The sequence below is a fragment of the Pseudomonas sp. G.S.17 genome (genome assembly GCF_038096165.1).
GTDB lineage: Bacteria > Pseudomonadota > Gammaproteobacteria > Pseudomonadales > Pseudomonadaceae > Aquipseudomonas.
In genome coordinates this window covers 3,843,914-3,857,305 of the sequence record NZ_CP151076.1, presented here as the reverse complement: position 1 = coordinate 3,857,305, position 13,392 = coordinate 3,843,914, and the positions used below count along the sequence as shown (strand labels likewise).

At 59.1% G+C, this 13,392-nt stretch carries 16 protein-coding genes; 10 read left to right on the top strand and 6 right to left on the bottom strand.

Annotated elements, in window-relative coordinates; genetic code table 11:
- Nucleotides 1-2: 2 nt before the first annotated feature.
- A complete protein-coding gene (locus AABC73_RS18250) occupies nt 3-227 on the bottom strand; it encodes a YgdI/YgdR family lipoprotein (protein WP_020290137.1) in 225 nt (74 codons plus the stop codon).
- Between the two features lie 97 nt (nt 228-324).
- The gene (gene mobA / locus AABC73_RS18245; protein ID WP_341520379.1) at nt 325-918 is read right to left on the bottom strand and encodes a molybdenum cofactor guanylyltransferase MobA; all 594 of its coding nucleotides are present in this window, start codon (nt 916-918) and stop codon (nt 325-327) included.
- Between the two features lie 78 nt (nt 919-996).
- Here mobA and moaB point away from each other — a divergent pair, with 78 nt between their 5' ends.
- The gene (gene moaB / locus AABC73_RS18240; protein ID WP_065832978.1) at nt 997-1,536 is read left to right on the top strand and encodes a molybdenum cofactor biosynthesis protein B; all 540 of its coding nucleotides are present in this window, start codon (nt 997-999) and stop codon (nt 1,534-1,536) included.
- Between the two features lie 6 nt (nt 1,537-1,542).
- Nucleotides 1,543-2,745, top strand: coding sequence for a gephyrin-like molybdotransferase Glp (glp, locus tag AABC73_RS18235; protein ID WP_341520378.1), 1,203 nt, complete (start codon nt 1,543-1,545; stop codon nt 2,743-2,745).
- A 68-nt stretch (nt 2,746-2,813) separates the two neighbouring features.
- Here glp and AABC73_RS18230 read toward each other — a convergent pair whose 3' ends face one another.
- A complete protein-coding gene (locus AABC73_RS18230; protein ID WP_341520377.1) occupies nt 2,814-4,622 on the bottom strand; it encodes a monovalent cation:proton antiporter-2 (CPA2) family protein in 1,809 nt (602 codons plus the stop codon).
- Nucleotides 4,623-4,831: 209 nt separating this feature from the next.
- Here AABC73_RS18230 and AABC73_RS18225 point away from each other — a divergent pair, with 209 nt between their 5' ends.
- Nucleotides 4,832-5,020 carry a hypothetical protein gene (locus tag AABC73_RS18225; RefSeq protein WP_020290132.1) on the top strand — a complete coding sequence of 63 codons (189 nt, stop codon included), beginning with the start codon at nt 4,832-4,834 and terminating at the stop codon, nt 5,018-5,020.
- Between the two features lie 24 nt (nt 5,021-5,044).
- Here AABC73_RS18225 and AABC73_RS18220 read toward each other — a convergent pair whose 3' ends face one another.
- Nucleotides 5,045-5,434 carry a Fe2+/Zn2+ uptake regulation protein gene (locus AABC73_RS18220; RefSeq protein ID WP_341520376.1) on the bottom strand — a complete coding sequence of 130 codons (390 nt, stop codon included), beginning with the start codon at nt 5,432-5,434 and terminating at the stop codon, nt 5,045-5,047.
- 224 nt (nt 5,435-5,658) lie between these two features.
- Between AABC73_RS18220 and AABC73_RS18215 the strand changes: the two genes are divergently transcribed.
- Nucleotides 5,659-7,995: an acylase gene (locus AABC73_RS18215; protein ID WP_341520375.1), complete on the top strand. Its 2,337-nt coding sequence runs from the start codon at nt 5,659-5,661 to the stop codon at nt 7,993-7,995.
- 20 nt (nt 7,996-8,015) lie between these two features.
- Here the strand turns inward: AABC73_RS18215 and AABC73_RS18210 are convergent, their stop codons facing one another.
- Complete coding sequence (locus AABC73_RS18210) at nt 8,016-9,041, bottom strand: FecR family protein (protein WP_341520374.1); 1,026 nt, start codon at nt 9,039-9,041, stop codon at nt 8,016-8,018.
- 198 nt (nt 9,042-9,239) lie between these two features.
- Between AABC73_RS18210 and AABC73_RS18205 the strand changes: the two genes are divergently transcribed.
- On the top strand, nt 9,240-9,692 hold the full coding sequence (locus tag AABC73_RS18205; protein ID WP_341520373.1) for a GNAT family N-acetyltransferase: 453 nt from the start codon (nt 9,240-9,242) through the stop codon (nt 9,690-9,692).
- Nucleotides 9,693-9,760: 68 nt separating this feature from the next.
- A complete protein-coding gene (locus tag AABC73_RS18200) occupies nt 9,761-10,792 on the top strand; it encodes an Ldh family oxidoreductase (RefSeq protein WP_341520372.1) in 1,032 nt (343 codons plus the stop codon).
- On the opposite strand, the gene AABC73_RS18195 is transcribed toward AABC73_RS18200, so the two are convergent.
- Nucleotides 10,789-10,965 (bottom strand): hypothetical protein, encoded by a 177-nt coding sequence (locus tag AABC73_RS18195; protein ID WP_341520371.1) that lies wholly within the window; start codon nt 10,963-10,965, stop codon nt 10,789-10,791. The genes AABC73_RS18200 and AABC73_RS18195 overlap by 4 nt on opposite strands.
- Nucleotides 10,966-11,314: 349 nt before the next feature.
- On the opposite strand from AABC73_RS18195, the gene AABC73_RS18190 reads away from it, so the two are divergent.
- The 4 genes from AABC73_RS18190 to map all read left to right on the top strand — a co-directional run bounded on the left by AABC73_RS18190 (nt 11,315) and on the right by map (nt 13,356).
- On the top strand, nt 11,315-11,512 hold the full coding sequence (locus AABC73_RS18190) for a hypothetical protein (RefSeq protein WP_341520370.1): 198 nt from the start codon (nt 11,315-11,317) through the stop codon (nt 11,510-11,512).
- 387 nt (nt 11,513-11,899) lie between these two features.
- Nucleotides 11,900-12,235 (top strand): helix-turn-helix transcriptional regulator, encoded by a 336-nt coding sequence (locus AABC73_RS18185; RefSeq protein ID WP_341520369.1) that lies wholly within the window; start codon nt 11,900-11,902, stop codon nt 12,233-12,235.
- A 78-nt stretch (nt 12,236-12,313) separates the two neighbouring features.
- Nucleotides 12,314-12,568 carry a ParD-like family protein gene (locus AABC73_RS18180; RefSeq protein ID WP_341520368.1) on the top strand — a complete coding sequence of 85 codons (255 nt, stop codon included), beginning with the start codon at nt 12,314-12,316 and terminating at the stop codon, nt 12,566-12,568.
- Nucleotides 12,565-13,356 carry a type I methionyl aminopeptidase gene (gene map, locus AABC73_RS18175; protein WP_341520367.1) on the top strand — a complete coding sequence of 264 codons (792 nt, stop codon included), beginning with the start codon at nt 12,565-12,567 and terminating at the stop codon, nt 13,354-13,356. Before AABC73_RS18180 ends, map begins: the two co-directional genes overlap by 4 nt.
- Nucleotides 13,357-13,392: the final 36 nt, after the last annotated feature.

Sequence of the window (13,392 nt, the reverse complement as noted above, 5' to 3'; positions counted from 1 at the left end):
CATCAAAGGTCTTTGACGGTACGCACTTGATCCTTGTTGACGCGGGTTTCTTTGCCGTCGAGTTGCTTGAATTCGTAGAAACCCGACTCTTCATCGTATTTAGGGGTATCGACAGCCTGGATTTCGCGGCCGTCAGTCAAGGTGATCACAGTGGGCGAGGCGCAGCCAGCGAGGGAGGCGAGGCTCAATGCGAGCAGAAAGGCAGCGGGAAGGGTCCGTTGTTTCATTACTGTGTCTCCAGAGGATTCTTTTGATTAACTGACGTTAAGACGTATGCGCCGCCAGCAAGTTCCATGAATAGTAACCCTTGCGGGCTGCACGACGTTAAACGGTGATCCGCGTCAACAGATCCGGGGTGTTGAAGTTCGCCAGACGAGGGTCGCCTGCCGCGCACTGCACGGCAACCGGTTGAAACTGCTCCATGGCCCGGCGCGGGCTTCGTTCCCCGGCCTGCCAGGCCGCTTCGAAAGCGGCGGCATGCCGGGTGGGAATCATACACAGCAACGGCTGCCAGTGTTCACCATCACGAATCATTACCGGTTGATCAGGGTGCGCAAACGCCGTTTCACGGAGCGCTTGCAGCAACTCCCCATCAATCAGCGGTACATCGCACGGCAGCACCAGCAGAAAGTCATGACGTGCCACGCTCAGCGCGGCGCGAATGCCCGCGAATGGCCCGTTAAAATCAGCGTTATTGTCCTGCACTAATTGATCAGCATAGCGTGCGTACTGTTCGATGTTGCGATTGCAGGAAATGATCAGATCGTCGGTCAATGGTCGGGTCAGGCGCTGAAGGTGCTGGATCAGCGGTTCGCCGCGCCATTCGATCAGGCCTTTGTCGCGCCCCCCCATGCGCTGGCCCTGGCCACCGGCCAGCAGCAGGATCGAGCAGGGTGGAAGAACAGCGGGACCGGACATGGCAGACTTAACCGAGGCAGTGAAAAGGAGTGCTGTGATATAACACCGGCCTGTTTCCTCGACAACTGGATTGAGCCTATGAAAGCCAAGGCTGACACACCTTTCGTGCCCTTGAACATCGCTGTGCTGACCGTCAGCGACACCCGCTCCCGCGAAACCGATACCTCCGGCCAAATGTTTGTCGACCGTCTGACCGAGGCCGGCCATAGCCTGATCGAGCGCGTCCTGCTCAAGGATGACCTGTACAAAATCCGCGCCCAGGTTGCGACGTGGATCGCCGATGATGAGGTGCAGGTCGTATTGATTACTGGCGGCACCGGCTTCACTGGCCGTGACAGCACGCCAGAAGCCGTGGGTTGCCTGCTGGACAAGCAAGTCGATGGATTTGGCGAGCTGTTCCGGCAGATTTCCGTGCCCGATATCGGCACTTCGACTATCCAGTCCCGTGCCCTGGCAGGCCTGGCCAATGGCACCCTGGTGTGCTGCCTGCCGGGCTCGACCAACGCGGTGCGCACCGGTTGGGACGGGATTCTCGCCCAGCAGCTGGATTCGCGTTTCCGCCCGTGCAACTTCGTGCCGCACCTCAAGCAGGCCGAACCCTGCGCAACGCGTGGGTAGCCGTCCATGAGCAAGCCTTTGATGCCGGTCGAAGACGCTCTCGCGCGTCTGCTGGAAATGGCCGCCGCCACGCCGATTACCGAACGTGAACGGGTGCCATTGGCCAACGCGCAGGGTCGTGTATTGGCCGTGGATCTGATCTCCACGCTGGATCTGCCGCCCTGGCCCAACAGCGCCATGGACGGTTACGCGCTGCGTCTCGCTGACTGGACGGGCGAGCCGCTGACCGTCAGTCAATGGATTTTCGCCGGCCAGGCTCCCGAACCCCTGACTCCCGGCACCTGTGCGCGGATCTTCACCGGCGCTCCGGTTCCGCAAGGTGCCGATTGTGTCGAGATGCAGGAAAACGCTGTGGTGCAGGCCGACGAGCGGGTTGCGTTTCTCGAACCGTTGCTCGACGGGCAGAACATCCGTCCTCAAGGTCAGGAAACCCGAGTTGGCGACAAGGTGCTGGCCGTCGGAACCCGTCTCGGTCCTATCGAACTGGGACTGACGGCGTCCCTCGGGCTGGCCGAAGTCGACGTGATACGTCGGGTGCGCGTGGCCGTGTTGTCCACCGGCGACGAGTTGATCGAACCGGGCCAGCCATTGGGGCCGGGGCAAATCTACAACAGCAATCGCGTGCTGTTGTGCAGCTGGCTCAAGCGTCTGGAATGTGAAGTCATCGATGCAGGGATTCTTCCGGATGACCTGGAGAAAACCCGCACGGCCCTGGCTGCGCTCAATGATGTGGACCTGATTCTTTCCACCGGTGGCGTTTCCGTCGGTGAGGCTGATTTTCTCGGCCATGCACTGCGCGAGGAGGGCGAATTGTCGCTCTGGAAACTGGCGATCAAACCCGGAAAACCGCTGACATTCGGCCATTTTCGCGGCGTACCGGTGATCGGTCTGCCGGGCAACCCCGCTTCGACCCTGGTCACCTTTGCCCTGTTGGCGCGGCCTTATCTGCTGCGTCGCCAGGGCGTGCAAGACGTCACTCCACTGCAATTCCCCGTGCCTGCGGGCTTCGCCTGGACGCGGCCGGGCCACCGTCGTGAATATTTGCGCGGGCGTCTTGAGCAAGGCCGTGCGGTGTTTTACCGCAACCAGAGTTCAGGGGTTTTGCGCAGCGCCGCCTGGGCTGATGGGTTGATCGAAGTGCTGGAAGACCGCACCTTTGCCGAAGGCGAGTGGGTCAACTTCATTCCATTGAGTGAAGTCCTGGGCTGAGATGCTGATCGCCGCTGTTCTCTGCGGAAGAAACCTCCCCAGAGAACTGCGGCGAGAGCGAGCTTGTATCAATCCTTGACCGACTCTTCCTCGCGTCGATCCGCATCAAACAATTGTTCCAGTTCCTTGCGCGCTTCCCGCGCCGTCTGCAGCACTTTGGTTGCGTCGTCATAAACCAGATGCTGTGCGGCGAGCACCTGTTCGTCATGCCGTTTGAAGCGATTGATGCGCGCGTCGGCCTGGGCCTGACTCAAGCCCAGACCGAGCAAGGTCTGGCGGCTCATTTCCAGACTGGAATAAAAGGTTTCCCGAACGGCCTGGGCGCCCACGTCGATAAGCCGATGCACATGCTGGCGGTTACGGGCCCTGGCGATGATTTTCATATTGGGGTACAGCTTGCGCACCAGTTCGGCGGTCTTGATGTTGGTGTCCGGATCGTCGGTGGCGATGACGAAAAACTCAGCCTGATCGACCTTGGCGGCACGCAGGATTTCCGGGCGCAGCGGGTCGCCATAAAACACCGGTACATTGCCGAAACTGCGGGAAAACTCGATCGATTCCACGGCGGTATCCAGCGCCACGAACGGGATATTCTGCGCTCGCAGGATACGCGCCACGATCTGGCCCATGCGGCCCATGCCGGCAATCACCACCCTAGGCGAATCGGTGTTGATGTCCCGGTACTCATCCGGCACTTCGACAGCCACGGTCTTGGGCTTGAGCCATCGGGCGATGGCCAGCAGCAACAAGGGCGTCATGGCCATCGACAAGGTGATGGTCAGTACGAGAATGTCGTAAAGCCGGGCATCAAACAGGCCTTGATCGCTGCCGATCTTGAACACCACGAAGGCGAATTCACCGCCCGCAGCAAGCACGATGCCCAGGCGCAGGGCGCTCTGTCTGCCCAAACCGCCCGCCAGGCGGCCGACCAGAAACAGCAGCGGCAGCTTGATGCACACCAGCAACAGCGTCAGCCCCAGAACGATGGCGGGTTCGCTGAGCAACAGGCTGAGGTTGGCGCCCATGCCGACGCTCATGAAAAACAGCCCCAGCAGCAAGCCCTTGAAGGGCTCGATCTGGGACTCAAGTTCGTGACGGTATTCCGAGTCGGCGAGCAGCAACCCGGCGAGGAATGCGCCCAGGGCCATGGACACTCCGACTTGATCCATCAGCCAGGCGGTGCCGATGACCACCAGCAAGGCGGTCGCCGTGGACACTTCCTGGATTTTGGTCTTGGCGACAACGCGAAATACCGGGCGCAGCAGATAGCGGCCGCCGACCACGACAATCGCGATACTGCCCAATACACGCAGGCCGTGATTCAGGCCTTCGCTGGCGCTGAGGTTGTGATCGGAGCCGGCGAGGAACGGCACCATGGCGATCAAGGGGATTGCAGCAATGTCCTGAAACAGCAGGATGGCGAAGGCCAGTCGGCCATGAGGCGCGTTGAGTTCCTTGCGTTCAGCCAGACTCTGCAAGCAAAACGCCGTCGATGACAGCGCCAGGCCAAGGCCCAGCACCACGGCGGTATTCAGCGGTTGGTCGAAAACCAGCAAGGCAATCGCGCCAATGACCACCCCGGTCAGCAACACTTGGGCCAGGCCTACGCCGAAAACCGATTTGCGCATCACCCATAAACGTTTTGGCGAAAGCTCAAGGCCGATGATGAACAGCAGCAGCACCACGCCGAGCTCGGAAATATGGCTGACGCTTTCCGGGTTGCCGATCAGCCCCAGCACTGACGGGCCGATGATGACGCCGGCGAACAGATAGCCGAGCACTGCGCCCAGTTGCAGCCGTTTGGCCAATGGAACGGTCAAAACTGCGGCGAGCAAAAACACGACTGCGGCCTGTAACAGGCTGCCTTCATGGGGCATGGTGAACTCCTTGGCATCTAGCGAAAGGTCAGCTGATCGACCTTGAATAGACCGCCATTAAACCATGTGCAGGCTACGGTTCGTTGTCTGGATGTGCTGTGACATCCGTCAAGGGAAATGGCTGGGCGATGTAACGCGACGCTCATGGGCGTAATATGGGCGCGCATTTGGCGACGAATGCCGTCCATGAAGAATTCAGGAAACTTGCAATGACCAATAAACAGCGTTTGATGTATTCCATTCTGATCGCTTTAAGCGTGCTGGCGATCATGCTGGGTCTGTCGCATTTGCAGACCATCGGTGTGATCACCGAAAAGACCTTTCAGTACATTGCAATCTTCGTCGCCATTATGGTGGTAGTCCTCAATGGCTTCATGCGGCGCAAGGTCAAACGCTAAAGGCGTGTGGGGCGGGCGCACCGATCATTCGGCTGGCTTGCCCGGCTCGTTCAGCCATTGCCAGGCGCGCGGATGCAGGCTGTAGCTTTTGTCGGCGTTGAGGTGAATGACGCCTTCGTCGCACAAGCGCTTGAGCACTTCGCGCACGCTTAGAAACGACAGCGGGATATCCAGCTTCAGTAGCTGGTTGTGAACGCCGCGCACACCCAATGCGTGCCCTTCGCCAGTGGCGGTCAGCAAGGCGTCCAGGACTTTCAGGCGGACCAGACTGGTGCGCAGGCCGAAACTTTTAAGCAGCTGTCGAATGGGCTCGTTGCCCGGACGCTCCGCATCCGCCGCAGCGGCAGGTGTCTGTGCTGCGACGGCTGATTGGCGAAGCATCGTTCGAGTAGTGGTTGCGTGACGATTAAACATGCGCAAATTCCTTTTCAGGCCCTTCTTGTGATCTATCTCCTTAATAAGACGAATGAGCGCGAGAAATCCTCAACCTGAAATGCAAAAAACTTCCTGAATGCAGATGACGTGACGCTTTGCCCCAGGCATGTCCGGCTAAATTTTCCAGGCCGGCTTCGTTTAATGGGGGCGACAAGCGGCGGCGAGCTCGCGCCTGCCGGTCAGCCAAGCCATCAGGAGTCAGAGTGATCATTTCCAAGCGGATGCCGACGATTTGCGTTTCAGGGCTGTTGTTCTGCCTGAGCTTTAATGTGCACGCCCTGGCGCCCGCCGGGCATGCCAGCGCCGAGATACGCCGCACAGCATTTGGTGTGCCGCACATACGCGCCAACGACGAGCGAGGCCTGGGCTTCGGTATCGGTTACGCCTATGCCGAGGACAATCTGTGTCTGCTGGCCAATGAAGTGGTGACGGTCAACGGCGAGCGCTCGCGCTTTTTCGGTCCGGACAAGCAGACTCTCGAACAGCGCAATAACCTGACCAGCGATGTGTTTTTCCAGGGCTTGAACAGCCCGCAGGCGGACGGCGCTTTCTGGCAGGCGCAGACGCCGCAGGTGCGTCAGTTGGTCGAGGGTTACGTCGCAGGCTACAACCGCTATCTGGCTGAAGTGCGTGACAAAAATGTCCAGGGCCAATGCCTGCAGGCGGACTGGTTGAGGCCCATCACGCCTGAGGACCTGGTCAAGCTGACCCGTCGTCTGCTGGTTGAAGGTGGCCTTGGGCAATTTGCCGAAGCAGTGGCTGGCGCGGTTCCGCCCAGTGTGGCGAAACAGGCAAGCATTGCCGGCAAGGAATTCGAGGTCGCTGAAGCCAATATGCAGAGCTTTGCCTTCGAGCGCGGCAGCAATGCGGTTGCCATCGGCAGCGAGCGTTCCGCCAACGGTCGCGGCATGCTGTTGGCCAACCCGCACTTTCCCTGGGTGGGCGGCATGCGTTTCTATCAGATGCACCTGACCATTCCCGGCAAACTTGACGTCATGGGCGCCTCGTTGCCCGGCCTGCCGCTGATCAATATCGGCTTCAGTCAACACCTGGCCTGGACCCACACGGTGGATGCGTCGAAGCATTTCACTTTGTATCGCCTCAAGCTGGACCCCAAGGATCCGACTCGTTATCTGGTGGATGGCCAATCCCGGGCCATGCTCAAGACTACAGTGAAGGTGGCGGCGACTGACAAGGACGGCAAACCTGCGCAGCAATCCCGAGATCAGTATCGTTCGGAGTTCGGCCCCATCGTGCAGTGGCCGGGCAAGCTGGACTGGAATCGCGAATATGCCTACAGCCTGCGTGATGCAAACCAGACCAATGATCGGGTATTGCAGCAGTGGTATTCGATGAATCAGGCGACCAGTCTTGCCGCCTTGCAAGCTTCGTTGCAGAAAATCCAGGGCATCCCGTGGGTCAATACGATGGCGGTGGATGATCGCGGGCAGGCGCTGTACATGAATTACGCGGTGGTGCCCAATGTCAGCGCGCAGAAGCTGGCGCAATGCAGCGACCCGGCTGCCGGGCAGGACATGATCGTGCTCGACGGTTCGCGCAGCGTGTGCGCCTGGGACAACGCGAAAGATGCCGCGCAAGCTGGCATTTTCCCGGCCTCGGCGCTGCCCAGCCTTGCGCGCAACGATTACCTGCAAAATTCCAATGACTCGGCCTGGATGACCAATCCGGCGCAGCCGTTGACCGGCTTTTCGCCACTGATCAGCCGTGATGCTGTGCCGCTTGGCATGCGTGCGCGGTTTGCCGTGGAGCGTCTGCGTGACGTACAGCAGGCGGGCAAGATCGGAATCGCCGATTTGCAGGCGATGGTCATGGATAACCGCGTCTACATGGCCGAGGCCGAGGGCGGCGCCTTGCTCGATGACGTATTGCAATTCTGCACCGGCTATTCAGGGGCGGATATGGCGACGATCAAGGCAGTCTGCACCAGCCTCGCCCAATGGGATCGCAGCGCGAACCTGGAAGCGGGCATCGGCTTCGTGCATTTCCAGAATCTCGCTAAGGCATTGCAGAAGGTGCCGAACGCTTGGCGCATTGCATTCGATCCTGCCAATCCGCTGCATACCCCGCGAGGTCTGGACATCAGCCAGCCAGCGGTAAGTGAAACGCTGCATGCTGCGCTACTGGCCTCGGCCGAGCAGCTGGAAAAGGCCGGATTGGGCAGCGACAGTCATTGGCGCGATGTTCAGGTCTCGACCGTGGGCACGCAGCAAACACCGATACATGGCGGACCGTCAGTGTTGGGCATCTACAACGCGATGACCGCGATACCGCGCAACGATGGCAAGCGCGAAGTGGTCAGCGGCAGCAGTTATCTGCAGGTTGTGACGTTTGACGAACACGGCCCTAAAGCCTTGGGGCTTTTGGCGTCATCGCAGTCCAGCAATCCTGATTCGCCCCACAGCAACGACCAGACCCGGGCATTTTCCGATAAGCGTTGGGGTGTATTGCCGTTCACCGAGCAGCAGATCGAGAAGGATCCGGAGTATCACGTGCAAGTCATCAAGGAAGGGCAGCGGTAAGGCGGGTTGGCGTCAAGCGCCTAGCCTTTGGGCATCCCGGCGGGTCGTTTGTTGATGACCGGGTTGCCTTGGGAATTGTGGGTCAGAAACACCGGCAAGACCTTGGGCAGGGACGCCAGCAGACCGGCCATGTCGTCAGTGTTGTAACTGCCGCCGAGGCGGATTGCACCCGTGGCGCTGTCCGCCAGCAGGATAGGCTGGGGCAGGTAGCGATTGATCAGCGGCAGCGCCTGATACAATGGCAGGTTGTTGAACACCAGCTTGCCACTGCGCCAGGCCAGGCTGGTGTCGTTGGCATAGGTTTCGCTGATCTGCGGCTGGAAGTCGCCGGTTTTGTAGCTGGCCTGCATACCGGGATCCAGGTGCATGCCGATACCTGGTTGTGAGGCATTGCTGGTGACCTGGACCGAGCCGTCAACCAGCATCACTTTGACCTGATCCTGATACATCCAGACATTGAAACGGGTGCCGGTCACGGTAACGCTGCCTGTGCCTGCCTTCACCACAAACGGATGCTGGCGGTCGTGGCTGACCTCAAAAAACGCTTCGCCCTTGTTCAGCGTCACGCTGCGGTGGTCTTTGTAATTGGCATAGGTCAGCTCGGTGCCCAGATTCAATTCCACGCGACTGCCATCGGCCAGGGTAATCAAACGAGTCGTGCCGTTCGCCTGGTAAGAGTCGTATGCATTGGGCAGCCACCCCTGGCTCCAACCGATATAGCCCGCCGTTGGCAACGCCAGCAGCGCAACGGCTGCCGCTGCGGCATACGCGCGCCAGCGAGGGCAGGTGCGCATCCGGGCGACATCAAGCATCGCTACGTTGCCCGATACCGGCGCAGGATTGACCGGCGTGATCTGTTCGGAGACATCCCAGATTTCCAGCACCGCCTCGTATTCGACGGCATGCAGCGGATGCGCGTGCAGCCACTGCTCGAACGCCTGGCGTTCCTGGGCGGTGCAGTCGCTGGCGTGCAGACGCATGCACCAATGCGCAGCGGCATCGGTGATGGCATCGTATTCGGCTTCGCTAAAAATGGGATCGCTCATTGGCACTCCGGTAATGCCTGCATTGTACCTCTGCGCAGGAGTCGACGAGAACAGGCATGGCGTTTGAATATCAATGTCCTACAGCTTTTTCCCGTAACAGAGCACGATTCCCATTCCCGCATAGTCCGGCGAGGCTATTTACTCGGACTGCCGAGCCGCCTAGGCTGCCTGTCGTCATCATTTTTGAAGGAGCAACGAGTGAGCCTGAGTATCGAAACGACCTTGAACCCCACAGAACAGGAATGCCTGGCGATCCTCACGCCGCTGCGTGCCTATAACGTTTCCCAGGCCGGAGATGCCGGCGCGGAAAAATTCGCGCTGCTGGTGCGCGACGAGAGCAGCAATGAAGTGCTCGGCGGGCTGTCCGGCAAATTGCTCTATCGGTGGATGTTCATCGAACTGCTGGCGGTGCCGGAACAGGCGCGCGGGCAGGGACTCGGGTCGCGCTTGATGAAAATGGCCGAGGAGCTGGCGCTGGAAAAAAATTGCGTCGGGATCTGGCTCGACACCTTCGACTTCCAGGCCCCGGAGTTCTACCGCCGTCTTGGTTTTACCGAGTTCGGAACACTGGTTGATTATCCGCCGGGTCATCAGCGATTCTTCTTCCAGAAACGTCTGGATCTCGCCGGAGCGTCCGGTTTACCTGCCTGAAGATGAGCAGTAATCTCGACGTTGGCCCTATCAATCCTGCTCTTCCAATAACGACACCGGAGCTTCAGATGTCTGCACCTCGCGACAGTCTCGACCTGCATCACGTCACGTTTACCGAACTGGCGGAGGTGTTGCGCCAGATATTCCTGCGCCACGGTACTTCGCCTGAAGTTGCCCAGGTCTTGTCGCACAACTGCGCCAGCGCCCAGCGCGATGGATCACACAGCCACGGGATATTCCGTATTCCTGGCTATCTGTCGTCACTGGCCAGCGGTTGGGTGGATGGCAAGGCGGTGCCCGTGGTCGAGGATGTAGGTGCCGCGTTCATCCGCGTTGATGCGGCCAACGGTTTTGCCCAGCCGGCCCTGGCCGCTGCACAGCCGTTGTTGATCGAGAAAGCCCGTCATGCTGGCATTGCCATTCTGGCGATCCGCAGCTCGCACCACTTCGCGGCGTTGTGGCCGGATGTCGAACCGTTTGCCACTCAAGGTCTGGTGGCCTTGAGCGTGGTGAACAGCATGACCTGCGTCGTACCGCATGGCGCACAGAAACCGTTATTCGGCACCAACCCGATAGCTTTTGCGGCGCCACGCGCTGGCGGTGATCCGCTTGTTTTCGACCTGGCCACCAGCGCCATTGCCAATGGCGATGTGCAGATCGCCGCAAGGGAAGGGCGCCAATTGCCAACCGGCATGGGCGTTGATCGAGCCGGTCAGCCGACGCAAGATCCCAAGGCGATCCTCGACGGTGGCGCGCTGCTGCCATTCGGTGGCTACAAAGGCTCGGCGTTGTCGATGATGGTTGAGCTGCTAGCCGCTGCCCTGACCGGGGGAAATTTTTCCTTCGAATTCGACTGGTCGAAACACCCTGGCGCCCAGACACCCTGGACGGGCCAGTTGTTTATCGTCATCGATCCAGACAAGGGCAGCGGGCAACATTTCGCCGAGCGCAGTGAAGAGCTGGTCAGGCAGATGCACGGCGTCGGCCAGGAACGCATGCCCGGCGACCGTCGTTATGCGGAGCGGGCCAAATCCCTGACCCAAGGCATCGCAATCTCCCGCGCTGAATGGGCGGGGCTTGAGCAACAGGCGGCCGTCTAGATCGCTGGCAACAGTCTGACGGTTCGCGCCTGGGCAACATTCAGGCGCACTAACTGGCTGTTACTCGGCATCACTTCCTCGGCCTGGCGATTTTGCCCACAAGGCATCGCCAGGGCGCTGGCACTCACCGCGGCGACCAGCAGTGCGGCAAAAAAAGTCAATGTGGTTTTCATGGGTGATGCTCCAGGGTGGCTCTTAAGCAGGAGTCCAGCTTAAGAGTCGCCGCGCCTGAGCGTTAGCCGATTGCTGCCTGGTTATTGCCTGATGCTGTAGGCCGCACGCTTGTTGGTTCTTTTGCGTTGTATCCACTATTTAATACCACCCCTAAAATAGCTTGGGATTCTATAGACAGCCTGAGCGTCCAGCACAGCGGTGAACGTGATTGGCTATCGCCGTCGGTTGGGGAGGGGATGTCTTGCAAGGTCATCTGTTGAAGCGACCGCTCGTCGTACACCTGCTTGCGTTCCGCTCGCGAGACAACTACTGTATATTCAAACAGTATATCGAGAAGAGGGGTTCGCCATGTCCTTGGAGCAATTTGAAAACGTCACCGCCGATCACTCAGTCGCAATGAGCGGTATCCATGAAATGCAGCGCGAGGATTTTCTCGCCCTGGCTAGCGCATTGCGTCAATTCAATGCTTGCCAGTCGCCGGTCTCGATGGTCATTGCCAACGCTCAGTATGGCGGCGAGCGCTATGCGAGACTGGCCAGCGAATAGTCAGCGAGGAAATCCGGTGGTGGACTTCGTTGCAGGTGAACGGGATTCGGCCTGCACATCTGTGTCGCCTCGGCGTTCCCGGTGGCTTCTTTTGCCACTGCGGATCAGCTGAAGCGCCAGCAAGGTGCCAAGAATAGAGAACACACACCAGCCCAGCAGGAAGGTCACCACTATTAGAGTCTCCGACTACTTCTGTACTTTTGCGACAAGTTGCGCATTGTACGCCGTCCTGAGAATACGTCGATCAGGTCTGTAGCGTTATATCGTCAAACACCGTATTCCCCTCGTGCTAGACCGAGATAGTGGGACTTAACCCTCTATTAAGGCAACGACCCACGCAAATGGAGAGTATGGTAATGGATGACATTTAGCTTCAGGTAAACCCTAATGAATAACCTCGGCGCACGATTGAAAGAAGAGCGGAAGTCTCTGGGGCTTTCGCAGCAGCAGTTTGCAGCCATCGGTGGCGTAGAGGCAAACGCTCAAGGGAAGTATGAAAGTGGCGAGCGAACGCCGCGTTCGGACTACCTTGCCGCGCTGGGTGTCAAGGGTGTGGACATCCTCTACCTGCTTTCCGGCCAACGTACGCCGTTGAGCGCTGAAGCACTGAATGATGCCGAACGCGAGGTCATCGTTCATTACCGCAACCTGACCCTCGTCGATCAGGACGCCATTGGTCAATTGGCGCAGTCCCTCTCTGAATGCCTGCCCGTCGTTGAGTAACCCCCGCAGCAGCCGCCCACGTGTTGCCTTTGGATATACGAAACATATATGATTCGTATATTACATTTGAGGTGAATCATGGGTCTCGTCAAAATTTCCGAGCAGATGCATGCCAATATCCGGTTGGCCAGCGCCGCACTGAGTCGTTCCATCAACGCCCAGGCCGAACACTGGATGCGCATCGGTATGCTGGCCGAATTGCACCCAACTCTGGATTACAGCCAGATCTGCCAGATGCTCATTCGTGCCGAGCACGCAGGCGGCACTGTGCTCAGCGCGCAAACCTGCGATATTTCCGATATTACCGAGCACGCAAAGGTGGCCTCGCGATGAGTGGCGCAGTCAGCATCAAGACCGAAGAAGACCTGGTTCAACTGCGTATCGCCGGAAGGCTCGCTGCCGATGTGCTTGCGATGATCGGTCCTTACGTCAAGGCGGGTGTCAGCACCGAGGCACTGGATGACATCTGCAATGAGTACATTGTCAAAGAGCTGAAGGTGATCCCGGCCAATGTCGGTTATCACGGTTTCACCAAGACAACCTGCATTTCGCCCAACGCAGTGGTCTGCCATGGGATCCCGTCAGCGTCGGATATCCTCAAGGACGGCGACATCATTAATATCGATGTTGCGGTCATCAAGGACGGATGGTTCGGCGATACCAGCCGGATGTATTTCGTGGGCGAAGTCAGCCCCCTGGCAAAGCGACTGGTGCAAACCACCTACGAAGCGACGCGGGCGGGTATTCATGCTGTCCGCCCAGGTGCCACCCTGGGCGACATTGGCAATGCCATTCAAACGGTCGCGCACCGTGAAGGCTTCAGTGTCGTCCGGGAGTATTGCGGTCACGGCATCGGCCGTAACTACCACGAAGACCCGCAGGTCCTCCATTACGGTGCGCAGGGCAAAGGCATGAAGCTCAAGCCGGGCATGGTCTTCACCATCGAGCCGATGATCAATGCCGGCAAACCGGGCACCAAGGTGCTTGCTGATGGCTGGACCGTGCTGACCCGGGATCTATCGCTCTCCGCGCAGTGGGAGCACATGGTTGCTGTGACTGACACCGGGTTTGAATTACTGACCCCATGGCCTGATGGCACCGGCGAATATCCCGCCATTTAAGCCCGCAGACAAAAAGACCCGGCCTGGCAACAGGTC

Excerpts from the sequence above, each read along its gene's own strand:
- AABC73_RS18250 (WP_020290137.1), bottom strand. The coding sequence starts at position 227 with ATGAAACAACGGACCCTTCCCGCTGCCTTTCTGCTCGCATTGAGCCTC.
- mobA (WP_341520379.1), bottom strand. The coding sequence starts at position 918 with ATGTCCGGTCCCGCTGTTCTTCCACCCTGCTCGATCCTGCTGCTGGCC.
- moaB (WP_065832978.1), top strand. The coding sequence starts at position 997 with ATGAAAGCCAAGGCTGACACACCTTTCGTGCCCTTGAACATCGCTGTG.
- glp (WP_341520378.1), top strand. The coding sequence starts at position 1,543 with ATGAGCAAGCCTTTGATGCCGGTCGAAGACGCTCTCGCGCGTCTGCTG.
- AABC73_RS18230 (WP_341520377.1), bottom strand. The coding sequence starts at position 4,622 with ATGCCCCATGAAGGCAGCCTGTTACAGGCCGCAGTCGTGTTTTTGCTC.
- AABC73_RS18225 (WP_020290132.1), top strand. The coding sequence starts at position 4,832 with ATGACCAATAAACAGCGTTTGATGTATTCCATTCTGATCGCTTTAAGC.
- AABC73_RS18220 (WP_341520376.1), bottom strand. The coding sequence starts at position 5,434 with ATGTTTAATCGTCACGCAACCACTACTCGAACGATGCTTCGCCAATCA.
- AABC73_RS18210 (WP_341520374.1), bottom strand. The coding sequence starts at position 9,041 with ATGAGCGATCCCATTTTTAGCGAAGCCGAATACGATGCCATCACCGAT.
- AABC73_RS18200 (WP_341520372.1), top strand. The coding sequence starts at position 9,761 with ATGTCTGCACCTCGCGACAGTCTCGACCTGCATCACGTCACGTTTACC.
- AABC73_RS18195 (WP_341520371.1), bottom strand. The coding sequence starts at position 10,965 with ATGAAAACCACATTGACTTTTTTTGCCGCACTGCTGGTCGCCGCGGTG.
- AABC73_RS18190 (WP_341520370.1), top strand. The coding sequence starts at position 11,315 with ATGTCCTTGGAGCAATTTGAAAACGTCACCGCCGATCACTCAGTCGCA.
- AABC73_RS18185 (WP_341520369.1), top strand. The coding sequence starts at position 11,900 with ATGAATAACCTCGGCGCACGATTGAAAGAAGAGCGGAAGTCTCTGGGG.
- AABC73_RS18180 (WP_341520368.1), top strand. The coding sequence starts at position 12,314 with ATGGGTCTCGTCAAAATTTCCGAGCAGATGCATGCCAATATCCGGTTG.
- map (WP_341520367.1), top strand. The coding sequence starts at position 12,565 with ATGAGTGGCGCAGTCAGCATCAAGACCGAAGAAGACCTGGTTCAACTG.